The organism is Massilia sp. S19_KUP03_FR1 (assembly GCF_036688685.1).
Classification (GTDB): domain Bacteria; phylum Pseudomonadota; class Gammaproteobacteria; order Burkholderiales; family Burkholderiaceae_D; genus JALYUM01.
Window position 1 is genome coordinate 42,185 of the sequence record NZ_JAQQPS010000024.1, and the last position, 15,778, is coordinate 57,962.

The window sequence follows — 15,778 nt, forward strand, 5'->3', positions numbered from 1 at the left end:
CCAGGTCAGCACCAGGTTCACTACCACATGATCACGCGCTGTTCCGGCGCCAGATACATCGGATCGCCCGGCTTGATGTCGAAGGCCTTGTAAAAACCGGGCTGGTTCATGACGGTGCCCTTGGCGCGGAATTCGCCGGGCGAATGCGGGTCGCTCTTGATCTGGGCGATGGCCGCTTCCGGGCGCAACTTGGCGCGCCATTTCATTGCGAAGCCGATGTACAGGCGCTGCTCGCCGCTCAGGCCGTCGAGTACCGGCGACGGCTTGCCGTGCAAGGACCGCTCATAGGCACGATAGGTCAGCGACAGGCCGGAGTTGTCGCCGATGTTTTCGCCCAGCGTCAGCTCGCCGTTGATGTAGTAGCCGGGCACCGGGCTGTAGGCGCCGTATTGCTTGACCAGGCCGGCGGCCAGCGCCTTGAACGCGCTGCGGTCGGCGTCGGTCCACCAGTTGCGCAGGCGGCCTTTGGCGTCGTACTGGCTGCCGGAATCGTCGAATGCGTGGCTGATCTCGTGGCCGAAGGTGATCCCGAGCAGGCCGTAATTGACGGCGTCTTCCGCTTTCAGATTGAAGAACGGCGGTTGCAGGATCGCGGCCGGAATCGTGATGGCATTGAGCGACGGGTTGTAGCTGGCGTTCACGGTTTGCGCCGTCATCGACCATTCGTCGCGGTCGACTGGCTTGCCCAGCTTGTCGAGGTTGCGCTGGCGGCTCCAGAGGCGCGCCGCGCGCACGTTGGCGACCAGGTCGCGCGGCGACGTCGTCAGCGCGCTGTAGTCTTTCCACTTGTTCGGGTAGGCGATATTCGGCTTGAGCGCGGCAAGTTTGCGCTGCGCTTCCAGTTTGGTCTGCGGGCCCATCCATTCGAGCTTGTCGATGCCGTCCTTGAACGAGGCGACGAAATTGTCGAACATGGCCATCACGCGCGGCTTGGTCTCCGGCGCCAGGTAGGTTTTGACGTACAGCTTGCCGACCGCGTCGCTGACGGCGCCGTCGGTGAAGCGCAGGGCGAGTTGCCATTCCGGTTCGCTTTGCGGCGTGCCGCGCAGGACCGTGCCGTCGAAGGCGAAACTTTCCTTCACGGTCGCGCTGTCGAGGTACTCGGCGTAGCTGTCGATGACGCGCCACGCCAGATAACTCTTCCATGCTTCGACCGGGACATTGGCCACGGTCTCGGAAAAACCCGTCAGGAAGCTCGGCTGGCGCACCACCGCCGAGGACACTTTCGGCGCCATACCGGCGGCCGTGAAGTAGGCTTGCCAGTCGAAGGCGGGCGCCAGCGCGGCGAACTGGTCGAAGGCCACGCGGTTGTAAGATTTGACCGGATCGCGCATCTGCACGCGCGTCCATTGGGCCTGGGCCAGGCGCGTTTCGACATCGAGGACCTGGGCCGCGTGGCTGGCCGCGTCCTGGTCGCCGCTCATGGTCAGCATGGTGGCGATATGCGTCAGATATTTCGCGCGCACGGCTTTCAGCTTGGCGTCGTCATCCTTGAGGTAGTAGTCGCGGTCGGGCAAACCCAGGCCGGACTGGTTGACATAGACGGTGTAGTGCTCGGGATCCTGCGCATCGGGCGACACGCCGGCCGAGAAGGGCGTCGCAATGCCGCTGCGCTGCAGGGTGGCGAACAGCGCCGGCAGGTCCTTCTTGTCGGTCAGCGCGGCAACGCGCGCGAGCTCGGCGCGCAGGGGCTTGAAGCCGGCGCCGTCGCGCGCTTTCTGGTCCATGAAGCTGGTGTACAGGTCGGCGATCTTGTGCGTCTCACTGCCGGCCTTGCCGGGATGCTTCAGCGTCGCCTCGATCACCTTGCGCAGTTGTCCCTGCGCGGTTTCGCGCAATTCGATATAGGTACCCCAGGTCGATTTGTCGGCCGGAATGGCGGTGTTGCGGGTCCAGACGCCGTTCACGTAGCCATAAAAATCGTCTTGCGGACGGATGGCGGGATCGAGTGTTTTCAGGTCGATGCCGGACACCGGAGCAGGCGTCTGGGCGTACAGCGATGGGGCGGAACAGAGGAGCAGGGCACAACAGGCGGCATTGACGAGCGAACGGTTCACGAAACATCCTTTGATGGTGGATTGCACACTGGCGGGCAGGCGATGGATGGGCATGCGCCGCAAAATTATACGCGCGCCGGCGGGAGCGCGCAGGTGCTTTTATCCTGGCCCATTTCGTCAATACGTTGGCATTGCGGCCGTGGCGCGCGTTCCCGGTCAGCCGTGCATCGCCCGGCTGTCCTGCGGTGCCTGCTCGCGCGCCAGCAAGCCGTAGTCGCGCACGACGGCTGCAATGCGCAGGCGGTAATCGGCGAAGATGGCGTCGCGGCCTTGTGCTTGCGCCGCACGATGCTCTTCGGTATTGCGCCAGCATTGCACCGCTGCTTCGTCGCGCCAGAACGACAGCGACAGGATCTTGTCCGGCTGATGCAGGCTTTGAAAGCGCTCGATCGAGATGAAACCATCGACGTCGGTCAGCATCGGGGCCAGGCGCGCCGCCATGGCCAGGTAGTCTGGTCTGGCGTGGGCATGTGGTACGACTTCAAAAATGACGGCAATCATGGCTGTTCCTTCGACGAGCGCGTGAAAAACTGTGGCAGGCGGGCATTGGCGGAGGCCCGCCAGGTCCAGCCGAGCAGGCCCGGATCGAGCACCAGCGGCACTGACAGGAGGTGTTGCACAGCGCTCGTCGCAATGCGCATGGCGAGCGCCTGGCCCGGACAGGCATGGCGCCCATGCCCGAAGCCGATCGGACAATGCGCAGGGCGCTCCAGCATGAGAACGTCCGGTTCCGGAAAGGCTTGCGCATCACGACCGGCGGCCGCCAGTAGCAGCAGGATGCTGGCGCCAGGTTGCAGCGCCACGCCTGCCACGCTGGTCGCCTGCGCCACGAAGCGGCGCGTGTTTTGTACCGGCGGATCGAAGCGTGCGACTTCCTGCACCAGCGCCGCAGCAAGGTGCGGATCGGCGCGCAGGCGGGCTTGCAAATGCGGCTGCTTCAGCAAGGCGACGATGCTGTTGCCAATCAGGCCGGCAGTTGCTTCGTGGGTTTGCGACAGCAAGCCGATCAGGTTGGCCAGAATCGCATCCTGGTCGACCCAGCCCATGCGCGCAGCCTGACGATGAAGATCTGCCAGCAAGCCGCCTGGCGCCAGTTGGCCGCATCGGGCAGACAAGGCTTGCGCGGCCGTGCTGGCATCGGCCAGCTGCGCCGCCGTCGACAGGGGCGACAGGCAGCGCACGAAATCGGCCATCGACGCCGCCATGTGCGGCAGTTCGGCATGGCGCACACCGAGCAGGTCGGCCACGACCCAGGTCGGCAGGTCGAAGATCCAGCTGGTCAGCGCTGCCCCGTGGTGCAGCGCCTGGCGCGCGCTGAGCATGCGTGCAAACTGGTGCGTACTGGTGGCAACGGCGTCCAGATCCAGTGCGCCCAGCGCCTGTCCGATTGCCTGCTTCGGAGCGGCATGCGCGGGGCCCTCGTTCATCCGGATCAGCCGGGCAAAGATGGCGCCGGCGCTGCTGCCGGCAATGCTTGCGGGTACGGGCTCCTGCGCCGGTCGTACCTGGCACAGCGGATGATCCAGCACCTCCCGTATCACATTTGCCCGGCTGGCAATCCACAGGCCCAGGCCAGCATCGAACTGCAGCGGTGGGCCGGCCAGCAGGCGGCGGTAATAGGGATAAGGATCGTGGTGGCTGGCGGCGGCGATGGCGTTCGATGGCGGCATGGGATGGTGGCGTTGATGAAAAATGCATTGTAAGAATGGATCGCATTGAACAATTCGCTTACTATCAAACTGTGGATGCACAGCCTGTGCGAACCGAGAGAGGGAGAGAGAGAACGATGCCCGAGGATTTTGCCGATACCCGCCTGGCCAGCGTGGCTGCCGCCATTGCGGAGCCGGCGCGCGCGCGCATGTTGTGCTGTTTGATGGATGGCCACGCGCGCACCAGCACGGAACTGGCGGTGGTGGGCGGGGTGAGTCCATCGACGGCCAGCGTGCATCTGGCCCGGCTCAGGGAGCAGCATCTGGTGCAGGTACTGGCGCAAGGCAAGCATCGGTACTACCAGCTGGCAGGCACCGACGTTGCCGCCGCGCTGGAGGCGCTGATGCGCGTGGCCGGCCTCCCGCGCCCGGTGTTTGTGCCCACGACGCCGGAGCGCTTGCGCCGTGCGCGCACCTGCTACGACCATATGGCGGGTACGCTTGCCGTGGGCATGCACGACTATATGGCGCAGCACCAATGGCTGGCGCCGCTCGCGCAAGACAGCGGCGATTACCAACTGAGTACGGAAGGCGCGGCGGCGTTGGAGAAACTTGGACTGGACGTGGAACAGGCGGGCAGGGCACGGCGCCGCTTCGCCTGCCCCTGCCTCGACTGGAGCGAACGGCGCCCCCACCTGGGCGGCGCGCTCGGCGCAGCCTTGCTGGCGCTATTGCTCCGGCAAGGCTGGGTCGAACGCGATCTGGACAGCCGGGCGCTCGGCATCACACGCGAAGGCCAGCGTCGTTTCAAGCGCGTTTTTAATCTTGACGCCTGAAGGGCAGACGTCGCTTCGTCTTAGACCTTCAGCGGCGTCACCTGCCAAATGGCGCTGGCATATTCGGCAATTGTCCGGTCCGACGAAAACACCCCCATCCCCGCCACATTCAGGATGGCCTTCCTGGTCCATGCATCCGGCTGCCGGTACAATGCATCGACCTGATCCTGCATGGCGACATAGCTGACGTAATCGGCCAGCAGCAAATAATGATCGCCCCAGTCGAGCAGCGCATCGCAAATGCCGTGGTAGCGCGCCGCATCGCCCGGCGAGAATGCCCCCGCGCGCAGCGTGTCCAGCACCGCCTTGAGCTCGGCGGTTTCCTCGTAGATGGCGCGCGGCTGATACCCGGCGGCGCGCACGGCGGCCACTTCCCCGGTCGTGTTCCCGAAGATAAAAATATTTTCCGCACCGACGCTTTCGCGCATCTCGACATTGGCGCCGTCGAGCGTGCCGATCGTCAGCGCACCGTTCAGCGCCAGCTTCATGTTGCCGGTGCCCGAGGCTTCGGTGCCGGCCGTCGAAATCTGCTCGGATAAATCGGCTGCCGGCATGATGATTTCCGCCAGGCTGACGTTGTAATTCGGCAGGAAGACGACTTTCAGGCGGTCGCCCACGCGCACATCGTTGTTGATGGTGCTGGCGACGTCGTTGATCAAGTGGATAATCTGCTTGGCCATGTGGTACGCCGACGCTGCCTTGCCGGCAAACACCACCGTGCGCGGCACCCAGTCCGCCTCGGGATTGGCCAGGATGCGGTTGTAACGGGTAATCACGTGCAGCACATTGAGCAGCTGGCGCTTGTATTCATGGATGCGCTTGACCTGCACATCGAACAGCGATTGCGGGTTGAGCGTGAGGCCCATGTTCGCCTGCACCCAGTCGGCCAGGCGCTGCTTGTTGACCAGCTTGGCGGCCCGGAATGCTTCCGCAAACGCATGGTCATCGGCCAGCGGTTTAAGACGGGCGAGCTGGTCGAGGTGGGAGCGCCAGGTCGCACCGATACGCGCATCGATCAGGCTGGACAAGGACGGGTTGGCCTGCGCCAGCCAGCGCCGCGGCGTGATGCCGTTGGTCATATTCGTAAAACGGTCCGGGAATACCTTGAAGAAATCGGCGAAGATCGACTTGGTCATCAGGTCCGAGTGCAGCGCCGACACGCCATTGATCTTGTGGCTGGCGACCACGGCGAGATACGCCATGCGCACGCGGCGGCCGCCGTTTTCGTCGATGATCGAGACGCGCCGCATCAGGTCGAAATCCGGGCCGAAACGGTTGCCGATATCGGTGATGAAGGCGGTATTGATGTCGTAGATGATCTGCAAATGGCGCGGCAGCACCGCGTCGAACATGCCCACCGGCCAGGTTTCCAGCGCTTCCTGCATCAGCGTGTGATTCGTGTACGAAAACACCTGTTGCGTGATCGGCCAGGCTTGCGCGAACGGCAGGTGATGCTCGTCGATCAGGATGCGCATCAATTCAGGAATGGCCAGCACCGGGTGCGTGTCGTTCAGGTGGATGGCGACGTGCGCCGGCAATTGTTCGACATCGCTGTGGGTCGCAAAAAAGCGGCCGACCAGGTCCTGCAGACTGGCCGAACAGAAAAAATATTCCTGGCGCAGGCGCAGCTCGCGGCCGGCAGAGGATGAATCGTCGGGGTATAGCACCCGCGTGATGTTCTCGGCCAGGTTCTTGCTGGCCGCCGCTGCCACGTAATCGCCGCCATTAAACGCCGGCAAATCGAGCGGGTCGGTGGCCTTCGCCGACCACAGGCGCAGCGTGTTGGTCGCCTGCGTGGCGTAGCCGGGAATGATCATGTCGTAGGCCGTCGCCATCACGTCCTGGGTCTCGATCCAGTCGGTGCGCGCGTGGGTCTGCTCGACGCGCCCGCCGAAACGCACGCGGTAGGCGATGTCGGGACGCGGGAATTCCCAGGGATTGCCGTCCGCCAGCCAGTAATCGGGCGCTTCGACCTGGCGGCCGTCGACGATCTGCTGCCTGAACATGCCGTAGTCGTAGCGGATGCCGTAGCCGTAACCGGCAATCCCGAGGGTCGCCATCGAATCGAGGAAGCAGGCGGCGAGCCGGCCCAGGCCGCCGTTGCCCAGCGCCGCATCGTGTTCCAGGTCGGGCAGCGCCGCGCTGTCGACGCCAAGTTCAGTCAGCGCCTGGGCCACGTCGTTCTGGATGTCGAGTGCCAGCAGGGCGTTGGTGTACGCGCGCCCGATCAGAAATTCGATCGACAGGTAATACACGTTCTTGACCTGCGTGCCTTGCGCCGCCTGTTCGGTGGCCAGCGCACGGTCGACAAGGCGGTCGCGCACGGCCAGCGCCGTGGCCTGCAGCCAGTCTTTGGGCTGGGCCGTGGCGGGCTGCTTGCCCACCGTGTACAACAGTTTGTCGGTAATTGAACGCTTGAGATTGGCGATATGGTCCGGGTTGGTATTCATTCGTGGTGGCGTTCAATAAGTGGGTCGGCGGGTCAAGCTGCAATCTGCTGGTACAAGGCGCCATATTGGGCTGCGGCGGCATCCCAGCCGAACTGTTGCTGCATGGCATATGCCTGGACATCTTCCCATTCACTTCGGCGTTTGTACAGCGCAAAGGCGCGGCGCACGGCGGCGTCGATGCCGGCGGCATCAAAATTGTCGAACACAAAACCGCTGGCCACCTGTTCGTCGAGGTGTTCGAGCGACGCGTCGACCACCGTATCGGCCAGCCCGCCCACGCGCCGCACCAGCGGCAAGGTGCCGTATTTCAGCCCGTACAACTGGGTCAGCCCGCACGGCTCGAAGCGCGACGGCACCATGATGACGTCGGCCCCCGCGATCAGGCGATGCGCCAGTTGTTCGTCGTAGCCCAGGTGGACGGCGACCGAGGCCGGGTGCGCGGCGGCGGCCGCGCTCAGTTGCGCCTCGAATGCGCTGTCGCCTGCGCCCAACACCATCAGCTGGCCGCCGCGCGCCACGATGCCGGGCAGGGCATCGAGCACCAGGTGCAGACCCTTCTGTTCGGTCAGCCGGCTGACGATGCAAAACAGCGGCGCACGGTCCTGGACCGCCAGCCCGGCTTCCTGTTGCAGTGCTGTCTTGCCCTGGTGTTTGCCGGCCATATTGTGCAGGCTGTAGGGGTGCGCGATGAAGGGGTCGAGGGTGGGATTCCATACGGTGTCGTCGACGCCGTTCAGGATGCCGGCCAGATCGCCCGCGCGCTGGCGCAGCAGGCCATCGAAGCCGCAGCCCTGTTCACTACCCTGGATTTCACGGGCATAGGTGGGGCTCACCGTGGTCAGCTTGTCCGCGTAATACAGACCGGCTTTCAGGAACGACACCATGCCGTAAAACTCGAGGCCGTCTGCTGCGTAAAAATGGCTCGGCAGGTGCAGTTCGCCGAACACCTGCGCCGGGAAATTGCCCTGGTACGCCAGGTTGTGGACTGTCTGCACCGTACCTGCGATGCGCTTGCCTGCCGCTTGCTCCGCCGCCTTCACATAGGCCGGCGCCAGGCCCGCGTGCCAGTCGTGCGCGTGCACGATGGCGGCGCGCCACGCCGGGTCCAGCCCCTGCGCCAGTTGCGCGGCGACCCAGCCCAGCAGGGCGAAGCGGCGGTAATTGTCGGGGTAGGCGGTGTGACCGGCATCAGCGTACGGATTGCCGGGCCGGTCATACAGGCCGGGCGCATCGATGACGTACACGGGCAGGGTGGTGCCGGGCAACACGCCGCGATACAGGCGAAACGCGCCGCTCTCGGCCACCAATACCTGGTCGAGCATGCCATTGCGCAGGGCCGGGAAGCCGGGCACCAGCACGCGCACATCGAGGCCGGCGCGCAGCTGCGCCACCGGCAGGGCGCCGGCCACGTCGGCCAGGCCGCCGGTTTTCAGCAGGGGATAAATTTCACTACAAACGTGGAGTACGCGCATCATGGGGTGTCAATTCGCTTTCAAAGTCTGGCCAGCATTTCGCGCGTCACGAGCACCACGCCGTTGGCGCTGCGGTGGAAGCGCTGCGCATCGAGTTCAGCGTCTTCGCCGATGATGGTCCCCGCCGGGATCTTGCAGCCGCGGTCGACCACCACCTTCGTCAGGCGGCAGTTTTCGCCGATCTCGCAGCGCGGCAGGATTACGGCCTGGTCGATGTGGCAAAACGAGTGGATGCGCACGTTCGAAAACAGCACCGACAGTGCCACGTGCGAACCGGAGACGATGCAGCCGCCCGACACCAGCACATTCACCGCCATGCCATGGTGGCCGGCACTATCATGCACGAATTTCGCCGGCGGCAGCTGTTCCTGGTGGGTCCAGATGGGCCAGTCGGCGTCGTAGATATTCAGTTCCGGCGAAATCGACGCCAGGTCGAGGTTGGCCGACCAGAACGCGTCGACGGTGCCGACGTCGCGCCAGTAGGCCGCGGCGCCATGGTCCGACGGGATGCACGACATGGAAAACGGATGGGCCACGGCGCGGCCCTCGGCGACCACGCGCGGAATGATGTCCTTGCCAAAATCGTGGCTCGACTCGGGGTTGGCAACGTCGGCTTCGAGCAATTCGAACAGGTAATCGGTATTGAAGATATAAATGCCCATGCTGGCCAGGGTGACGTCCGGCTTGCCCGGCATGGTCGGCGGATTGGCGGGCTTTTCGACGAAGGCGGTGACGTGGCGGTTGTCGTCGACGGCCATCACGCCGAACGCCGAGGCTTCTTCTTTCGGCACCTCGATGCAGCCGACGGTACAACCTGCACCGGTGGCGACGTGGTCGCGCAGCATGATCGAATAATCCATTTTATAGATATGGTCGCCGGCCAGGATGACGACATACGATGGCCGGTACGAGCGCAGGATATCGATGTTCTGGTAGATCGCATCGGCTGTGCCGCGGTACCAGTGCTCTTCGTTGGTGCGCTGCTGGGCCGGCAGCAGGTCGATGAATTCGCGCGTGTCGCCGCGCAAAAAACTCCAGCCGCGCTGCAGGTGGCGCAGCAGCGAGTGTGATTTGTATTGCGTCAGCACGCCGACGCGGCGGAAGCCCGAGTTGATGCAGTTCGACAGCACGAAATCGATGATGCGAAATTTGCCGCCGAAGTAGACTGCCGGCTTGGCGCGGCGATCGGTCAGGTCCTCCAGTCGCGAACCGCGCCCGCCGGCCAGCACCAGGGCGATGGCGCGCTCCGGCAAGCGGTGGGACAGGATGGCTTTGTCAGTTCCGGTGTACATGGTGTTGTCTCCTTTGTTATTGGTTCGTGGAAGGGGTCAGCAGCGCCACCGAGTGGGCCGGCACCGCCAGACTGCCGTGCAGCGCGTGCGCGGGCAGGGCGCCGCCGGCGCTGTCGAACAGCTGCTGCCAGGCTCCGTCGGGCAGGGTGAAATCGAGCGGTTGCGCCTGCACATTGAACAGCAGCAGGCAGGGTACAAGGGCCGGGTCGGGGTGGAGAATAATCGCAATCGCGTCGCACGCACCCCACGCCGCCGCGTCGAGCGGCGTGCCGTCCGGTTTGCGCCAATGAACCATGTCCTCGTCGTACCAGCCGGCGTGGCGCAAGGCCGGGAAGCGCCGCCGCAGCGCAATGAGTGTGCGCGTGGTGGCGAGCAGCGCCTGGTCGGCGTGCTCCCAGTCGAGCCAGCTGATGGCGTTGTCCTGGCAATACGCATTGTTGTTGCCGCGCTGGGAGTGGCCAATGTCGTCGCCGGCCAGCAGCATCGGCGTGCCCTGCGAAAACAGCAGCGTGGCCAGCAGAACGCGTTGCAGGCGCGCGCGCAATTGCAGCACGGCGGCGTCGTCGGTCGGGCCTTCGATACCGCCATTCCAGCTGCGGTTGTCGCCGTGGCCGTCGCGGTTGTCTTCGCCGTTGGCGTGGTTGTGCTTGTCGTTGTAGCTGACCAGGTCGCGCAGCGTAAAGCCGTCGTGCGCGGTGATGAAATTGACGCTGGCCGTGGGGCGGCGGCCAGCGCGCTGGAAGGTGGCGCTGGAGCCGGCGAAGCGTTGCGCAAAGGCGCCCAGCGCTTCGCCACGCTGCAACCAGAACCCGCGCATCGTGTCGCGGTACTGGTCGTTCCACTCCAGCCAGCCCAGAGGAAACTGGCCGAGCTGGTAGCCGCCCGGGCCAATATCCCACGGCTCGGCGATCAGTTTTACGCGCGCCAGCACCGGGTCTTGCCGCACTGCGGCGAGGAACGCGGCGCTGCCGGAAAAGCCCTGGGCAGTGCGTGCCAGTTCCGGCGCCAGGTCGAAGCGGAAGCCATCCACGTGCATCTCCTGCACCCAGTAGCGCAGCGAATCCATCACCAGTTGCAGCACGCGCGGCTCGGCCAGGTTCAGGCTGTTGCCGCAGCCGGTCCAGTTTTCATACAAGGCGGGATGGTCAGGCTGCAGGTGGTAATACAGTTGGTTGTCGATGCCGCGCAGGCTGAGGGTGGGGCCCAGCTCGTCGGTCTCGGCGCTGTGGTTGTAGACCACGTCCAGCACCACCTCCAGGCCGCGTCCATGCAGAGCCTTGACCATGTCGCGGAACTCGGCGATCGGCGTCGAGCCGGGCTGGCCGGACCAGTAGCGGGGTTCGGGCGCGAAGAAGCCGATGCTCGAATAGCCCCAGTAATTGCTCAGGCCCAGCTGCTGCAGGCGCACCTCGTCGGCGCGGAAGTGGACCGGCATCAGGCTGACGGTGGTGATGCCGAGTTCTTGCAGATAATCGAGGACGGCGGGGTGGGCCATCCCGGCATACGTGCCTTGCAGCGCTGGCGGCACAGCGGGGTGCCGCTTGGTAAAACCCTTAACGTGCAGCTCGTACAGGATGGTCTCGCCGGCAGCTACGCGCGGCGGCGTGTCGATGCCCCAGTCGTAGGGTTCGTGCACGACTTGCGCCTTGAGTGCGATGGCGGCATTGTCGTGCGCATCGACGAAGCCGTCCTGGCCGCCGTAGCTACCGACCACCGTGCGGGCGTAGGGATCGAGCAGCACCTTGTTGGCATTGAAACGCTGGCCCCGTTGCGGCGCCCAGGGTCCGTCGACGCGGTAACCGTACACCTGGCCGGGCGCGGCGCCTTCCAGATAGCCGTGCCAGACCCCGTCCGCGCACGCCGGCAGCGCCACGCGCGCCAGCTCTTGCGTGCCGGCGCCATCGAACAGGCACAGCTCGACCGCGTGCGCGTGCGGCGCGACCAGGGCGAAGTTGACGCCGCAGCCGTCCCAGTGCGCACCGAGGGGATACGGCTGCCCGGCTGCGATGGCCATCATGCCGCCAGCACCAGCATGACGGTTGCCAGCGGTGGCACGGTCAGGGCAAGCGAATCGGCATGGCCGTGCGACGGTGTCGCCTCGGTTTCCAGATCACCGTTGTGCACGCCGCTGCCGCCATAGATCACGGCATCGGTGTTGATGATTTCGCGGTAGCGTCCCGGCGCGACGCCAATGCGGTAGCCGTGGCGCGGCAGCGGCGTGAAGTTGCACACCACGATGACGGTGGCGCCGTCAGCGGCCTTGCGTACGAACGAGAGCACGGCATTCTGCCTGTCTTCGCGCGCGATCCATGCGAAGGCGCGCGCCTCGAAATCGAACTGGTGCAGGGCCGGGTAGTGCTGCTGGACCGCGTTCAGATCGCGCACCAGGCGCTGGACGCCCGCGTGCGCCGGGTCAGCGAGCAGGTGCCAGTCGAGGCTGCGCTCGACATTCCACTCGCGTTCCTGGCCGAATTCGCAGCCCATGAACAGCAGCTTCTTGCCCGGATGGCCCCACATGAAGCCGTAGTAGGCGCGCAGGTTGGCGAAGCGCTGCCAGGCGTCGCCAGGCATGCGTGCGAGGATGGACCCTTTACCGTGCACCACCTCGTCGTGCGACAGCGGCAACATGAAATTTTCGCTGAAGGCGTAGGCCAGTCCGAACGTCAGCTTGTCATGGTGGTGGCTGCGGTGGAGCGGGTCTTCCTGCATGTAGCGCAGCGTGTCGTTCATCCAGCCCAGGTTCCATTTGTAATGGAAACCCAGGCCGCCCATGTACAGCGGGCGCGATACCTGCGGGAAGCTGGTCGATTCTTCGGCGATCATGATGGCTTCAGGACGCTCGGCGCACACCACTTCATTGAGCTTGCGCAGAAAGGCGATCGCTTCCAGGTTTTCGCGGCCGCCATGCTGGTTCGGGATCCATTCGCCTTCCTTGCGGCTGTAATCGCGGTACAGCATGGAGGCCACCGCGTCGACCCGCAAACCGTCGATGCCGTAGCGCTCGATCCAGTACAGGGCATTGCCGACCAGGTAATTCAGTACTTCGCGGCGGCCGTAGTTGAAGATCAGCGTGTTCCAGTCCTGGTGAAAGCCTTCGCGCGGATCGGCGTGCTCGTACAAATGCGTGCCGTCGAACTGGGCCAGGCCATGCGCATCGGCGGGGAAATGGCCGGGCACCCAGTCGAGCAGCACGCCGATGCCGTGGGCGTGCGCACTGTCGACAAAATAACGGAAATCGTCCGGACTGCCGAAACGCGCCGTCGGCGCATACAGGCCAATGGGCTGGTAACCCCAGGAGCCGTCGAACGGGTGCTCGCTCACGGGCAGCAATTCGATGTGCGTGAAGCCGAGCGCCTTGACATACGGGATCAGCTGCGCGGCCAGTTCGCGGTAGTTCAGCCAGCGGTCGCCCTGTTCCGGCACGCGCCGCCAGGAACCCAGGTGCACTTCGTAGATGCTGATCGGCGCATCCAGGCCGTTCGCATGCCGGCGTGCATCGAGGCCCGGCGCCACCGGCGGCAAGGCGGCGACGACCGAGGCGGTAGCGGGCCGCAGCTCGGCCCGGAAGGCGTAGGGATCAGCCTTGCGCAGCAGGTCGCCGGCTTGCGTTTTGATTTCGAATTTGTACAGGTCGCCCGCCGCGACGCCCGGCAGGAAAATCTCCCAGATGCCGGCCGCACTGCGCTTCCTCATCGCGTGGCGCCGTCCGTCCCACTGGTTAAAACTGCCGACCACCGAGACGCGGCGCGCATGCGGCGCCCACACGGCAAAATTGACGCCAGCCACGCCCTCATGCTCGATCAGGTGGGCGCCCAGTTTTTCGTAGGGGCGGTAATGCGTGCCTTCGGCCAGCAGCCACAGATCGGTGTCGCCCAGGACTGGGCCGAAGCGGTAGGGGTCGTCTATATCGTGCGTGTGGCTGCCCCAGTCGACCCGCAGGCGGTATGGCACCGGCTGCGCGATGGTCCCGGCGAACAGGTCGCTGCCGTATTGACGCGTGAGGGTAAGCACGCCCGCTTCTGTGACCACTTGCACGCCGACCGCGCCGGGCAGCAAGGCCCGCACGATCCATCCGCCCTTGTCGGCATGAATGCCAAGCATGGAAAACGGCTCTCCATGGTCACCCTGTATCAGTGCCGCAATGCTGCTTTCGTCAACTATCATCGATATCATCAAACTGTGTCAGGCGGATGGATCACGTGTGTCTTTAGCTTTTATTAATATTACATGGTCTTGCGCACTCAGGCGGGGCGCGCACGGATATTTTCCGATGCAAGCGGTCGCACTTCGGCCTGCCTGCATTTACCGAACCGTCGGCGTGCAGGTGAAGCTGGCTGGTCATAGTGCTTCGCGGTTACAATGGAATTGATCGAAGTTGTGACCGCGCTGCCAGCCTTAGCGCAACGGCCAGCTCAAAACAGCATGGTCCAGAATCACCTTCAGGTGCATTAAATGATAAAACAGGCGTATGAATCCATGAGCGAACCGCGGTTTGGATCAAGCAAGTTTGGTTTCGGCTTCACGCCGACAAGCGTAGCTGGCTGGGCTTGTGTGATCCTGTTCGTGCCAGTCTTTACTACCGTCGAGGTCCTGTTTTCTTGAAAGTCCCAAGCTTGCCATCACGAAGCGAGGTCAAAGCCTCGCTGTGTTCCGTCCCCAGCCTGTTTAGCGTTATTCTTTTAATTGCATTGGCAGCGATTTTTTTTCCGGCAAGCGACGATCCGGAGCTGCGCGACTATCCGTGCCAGCCACTTGACGCAGATTCGACTGGCTCCGCTTATTTGCTACCGTATCAACGCGGAACACGGCATCGGGTCAATCAGGCGAATTGTTCGGGCCGCGGTCATTCCCGCTTCTGGAATCACGGCTACGATTTCAAGATGACGATTGGCACCCCCGTTCTTGCCGCGCGCGATGGTAACGTGATTGCCGCGAACGACGGCTGCAAGGATGGTGACCGCAGGTGTACCAACCTGATCACGGTACGGCATACCGACGGCAGCGTCGCCTTGTATTCGCATTTGACCAAGGGCGGAGTACAGGTCGTCAAAGGACAAACTGTCCGCGCCGGACAACTGATCGGCCATTCTGGAGAAACCGGCAATACAGGCGGACTGCCGCACCTGCATTTTTCTGTACACCCCTGTGGTGCGCTACCAGGACTTGCGCCGCATGGCATTTGTCCATCGCAGCCCGTCAATTTTCGTAACACCGAACACAATCCGCATGGGTTGATGGCAGCCCATGTTTATCGCGCAGAGTAGCGTTGAACAACCGTTCGGCGAACCAGCCCTGCTGACATTGTCAACCGCAGCCCAGGTCGAATCGCCTTGAGGCTTCGTTCTTACCATAATGTTTGCTCTCAATGATTTGCTGCTGTACTTGCAAACTTTTCGGAAATCGCGTTTACTCTCTTCTTTTGCGTGGCGCAATTGGTAAACAGATCGACGACATGGACTGATGTGCATTTCGGGGAACGCGGTGTTGGTGATGCGCGCCTTGCGATCGAGGATTGTCGAATGTTTTTGAACTGACAAAAAAGAAAGAATCATGCCAATTGAATATCATTCCGCCGAAGAAATTTACCTTTCTTTTAAAGCGGCATGTGCGACTTGCAACCGACTGCTTGCTGAATCGGATAAATATTCACCAACTGCAAATTCGCCAGAATTGCAAGTTCTGGTCTCCCGATTTATGGGTAGCGCATACCTGGGAGTAATGAGGCCTATTGAAAATAATTTCCCGGATTTGATGGCGAGAAGTATAGGAAATGTTGCGGTGACTCAAAATAATCTTGAAGGTGTACTTGCTGATTTTTACACCCAGTTCTTCACCGTAGCGAAGTTGGCTGTTAGTAAAAATAGTGAAACGATCACGGCCGCGGAAAAAAATGGATTTTTTCGTCAAGGCACACTGGACGATATAAATAAAGCCATGATGGAAATTGACAAATTTGCGTATAAGCAATAACTTACAAATAGCTTTTTTGAGGGACTACTTCATTGTTCGAAGTGGCCCTATT

Annotated in this window: 11 protein-coding genes; 3 read left to right on the top strand and 8 right to left on the bottom strand. The window is 63.1% G+C overall.

Annotated features, from left to right (window positions below; all coding sequences use genetic code 11):
- Window positions 1–20 precede the first annotated feature (20 nt).
- The 3 genes from V6M87_RS22625 to V6M87_RS22635 all read right to left on the bottom strand — a co-directional run bounded on the left by V6M87_RS22625 (window position 21) and on the right by V6M87_RS22635 (window position 3,727).
- Window positions 21–2,057, bottom strand: a complete 2,037-nt coding sequence (locus V6M87_RS22625) for a M13 family metallopeptidase (protein WP_332878931.1) — start codon at window positions 2,055–2,057, stop codon at window positions 21–23.
- Window positions 2,058–2,213: 156 nt separating this feature from the next.
- The gene (locus tag V6M87_RS22630; protein WP_332878932.1) at window positions 2,214–2,558 is read right to left on the bottom strand and encodes an antibiotic biosynthesis monooxygenase family protein; all 345 of its coding nucleotides are present in this window, start codon (window positions 2,556–2,558) and stop codon (window positions 2,214–2,216) included.
- Window positions 2,555–3,727, bottom strand: a complete 1,173-nt coding sequence (locus tag V6M87_RS22635; protein WP_332878933.1) for a cytochrome P450 — start codon at window positions 3,725–3,727, stop codon at window positions 2,555–2,557. Before V6M87_RS22635 ends, V6M87_RS22630 begins: the two co-directional genes overlap by 4 nt.
- Before the next feature lie 116 nt (window positions 3,728–3,843).
- Here V6M87_RS22635 and V6M87_RS22640 point away from each other — a divergent pair, with 116 nt between their 5' ends.
- A complete protein-coding gene (locus V6M87_RS22640; RefSeq protein ID WP_332878934.1) occupies window positions 3,844–4,542 on the top strand; it encodes an ArsR/SmtB family transcription factor in 699 nt (232 codons plus the stop codon).
- A 20-nt stretch (window positions 4,543–4,562) separates the two neighbouring features.
- On the opposite strand, the gene V6M87_RS22645 is transcribed toward V6M87_RS22640, so the two are convergent.
- The 5 genes from V6M87_RS22645 to glgB are packed head-to-tail and all read right to left on the bottom strand — an operon-like array spanning window position 4,563 to window position 13,929.
- Complete coding sequence (locus V6M87_RS22645) at window positions 4,563–6,992, bottom strand: glycogen/starch/alpha-glucan phosphorylase (RefSeq protein ID WP_332878935.1); 2,430 nt, start codon at window positions 6,990–6,992, stop codon at window positions 4,563–4,565.
- Window positions 6,993–7,024: 32 nt separating this feature from the next.
- Window positions 7,025–8,464 carry a glycogen synthase GlgA gene (gene glgA / locus V6M87_RS22650; protein ID WP_332878963.1) on the bottom strand — a complete coding sequence of 480 codons (1,440 nt, stop codon included), beginning with the start codon at window positions 8,462–8,464 and terminating at the stop codon, window positions 7,025–7,027.
- 20 nt (window positions 8,465–8,484) lie between these two features.
- Entirely contained in the window at window positions 8,485–9,756 is a 1,272-nt protein-coding gene (gene glgC / locus V6M87_RS22655; RefSeq protein ID WP_332878936.1) for a glucose-1-phosphate adenylyltransferase, read from the bottom strand.
- A 16-nt stretch (window positions 9,757–9,772) separates the two neighbouring features.
- Window positions 9,773–11,773 carry a glycogen debranching protein GlgX gene (gene glgX, locus V6M87_RS22660; protein ID WP_332878937.1) on the bottom strand — a complete coding sequence of 667 codons (2,001 nt, stop codon included), beginning with the start codon at window positions 11,771–11,773 and terminating at the stop codon, window positions 9,773–9,775.
- Entirely contained in the window at window positions 11,770–13,929 is a 2,160-nt protein-coding gene (glgB, locus tag V6M87_RS22665) for a 1,4-alpha-glucan branching protein GlgB (RefSeq protein WP_332878938.1), read from the bottom strand. Before glgB ends, glgX begins: the two co-directional genes overlap by 4 nt.
- A gap of 425 nt (window positions 13,930–14,354) precedes the next feature.
- On the opposite strand from glgB, the gene V6M87_RS22670 reads away from it, so the two are divergent.
- The gene (locus tag V6M87_RS22670) at window positions 14,355–15,020 is read left to right on the top strand and encodes a M23 family metallopeptidase (protein WP_332878939.1); all 666 of its coding nucleotides are present in this window, start codon (window positions 14,355–14,357) and stop codon (window positions 15,018–15,020) included.
- 286 nt (window positions 15,021–15,306) lie between these two features.
- Window positions 15,307–15,726, top strand: a complete 420-nt coding sequence (locus V6M87_RS22675) for a hypothetical protein (protein ID WP_332878940.1) — start codon at window positions 15,307–15,309, stop codon at window positions 15,724–15,726.
- Window positions 15,727–15,778: the final 52 nt, after the last annotated feature.

Excerpts from the sequence above, each read along its gene's own strand:
- V6M87_RS22630 (WP_332878932.1), bottom strand. The coding sequence starts at position 2,558 with ATGATTGCCGTCATTTTTGAAGTCGTACCACATGCCCACGCCAGACCA.
- V6M87_RS22635 (WP_332878933.1), bottom strand. The coding sequence starts at position 3,727 with ATGCCGCCATCGAACGCCATCGCCGCCGCCAGCCACCACGATCCTTAT.
- V6M87_RS22640 (WP_332878934.1), top strand. The coding sequence starts at position 3,844 with ATGCCCGAGGATTTTGCCGATACCCGCCTGGCCAGCGTGGCTGCCGCC.
- V6M87_RS22645 (WP_332878935.1), bottom strand. The coding sequence starts at position 6,992 with ATGAATACCAACCCGGACCATATCGCCAATCTCAAGCGTTCAATTACC.
- glgA (WP_332878963.1), bottom strand. The coding sequence starts at position 8,464 with ATGCGCGTACTCCACGTTTGTAGTGAAATTTATCCCCTGCTGAAAACC.
- glgC (WP_332878936.1), bottom strand. The coding sequence starts at position 9,756 with ATGTACACCGGAACTGACAAAGCCATCCTGTCCCACCGCTTGCCGGAG.
- glgX (WP_332878937.1), bottom strand. The coding sequence starts at position 11,773 with ATGATGGCCATCGCAGCCGGGCAGCCGTATCCCCTCGGTGCGCACTGG.
- glgB (WP_332878938.1), bottom strand. The coding sequence starts at position 13,929 with ATGATATCGATGATAGTTGACGAAAGCAGCATTGCGGCACTGATACAG.
- V6M87_RS22675 (WP_332878940.1), top strand. The coding sequence starts at position 15,307 with ATGCCAATTGAATATCATTCCGCCGAAGAAATTTACCTTTCTTTTAAA.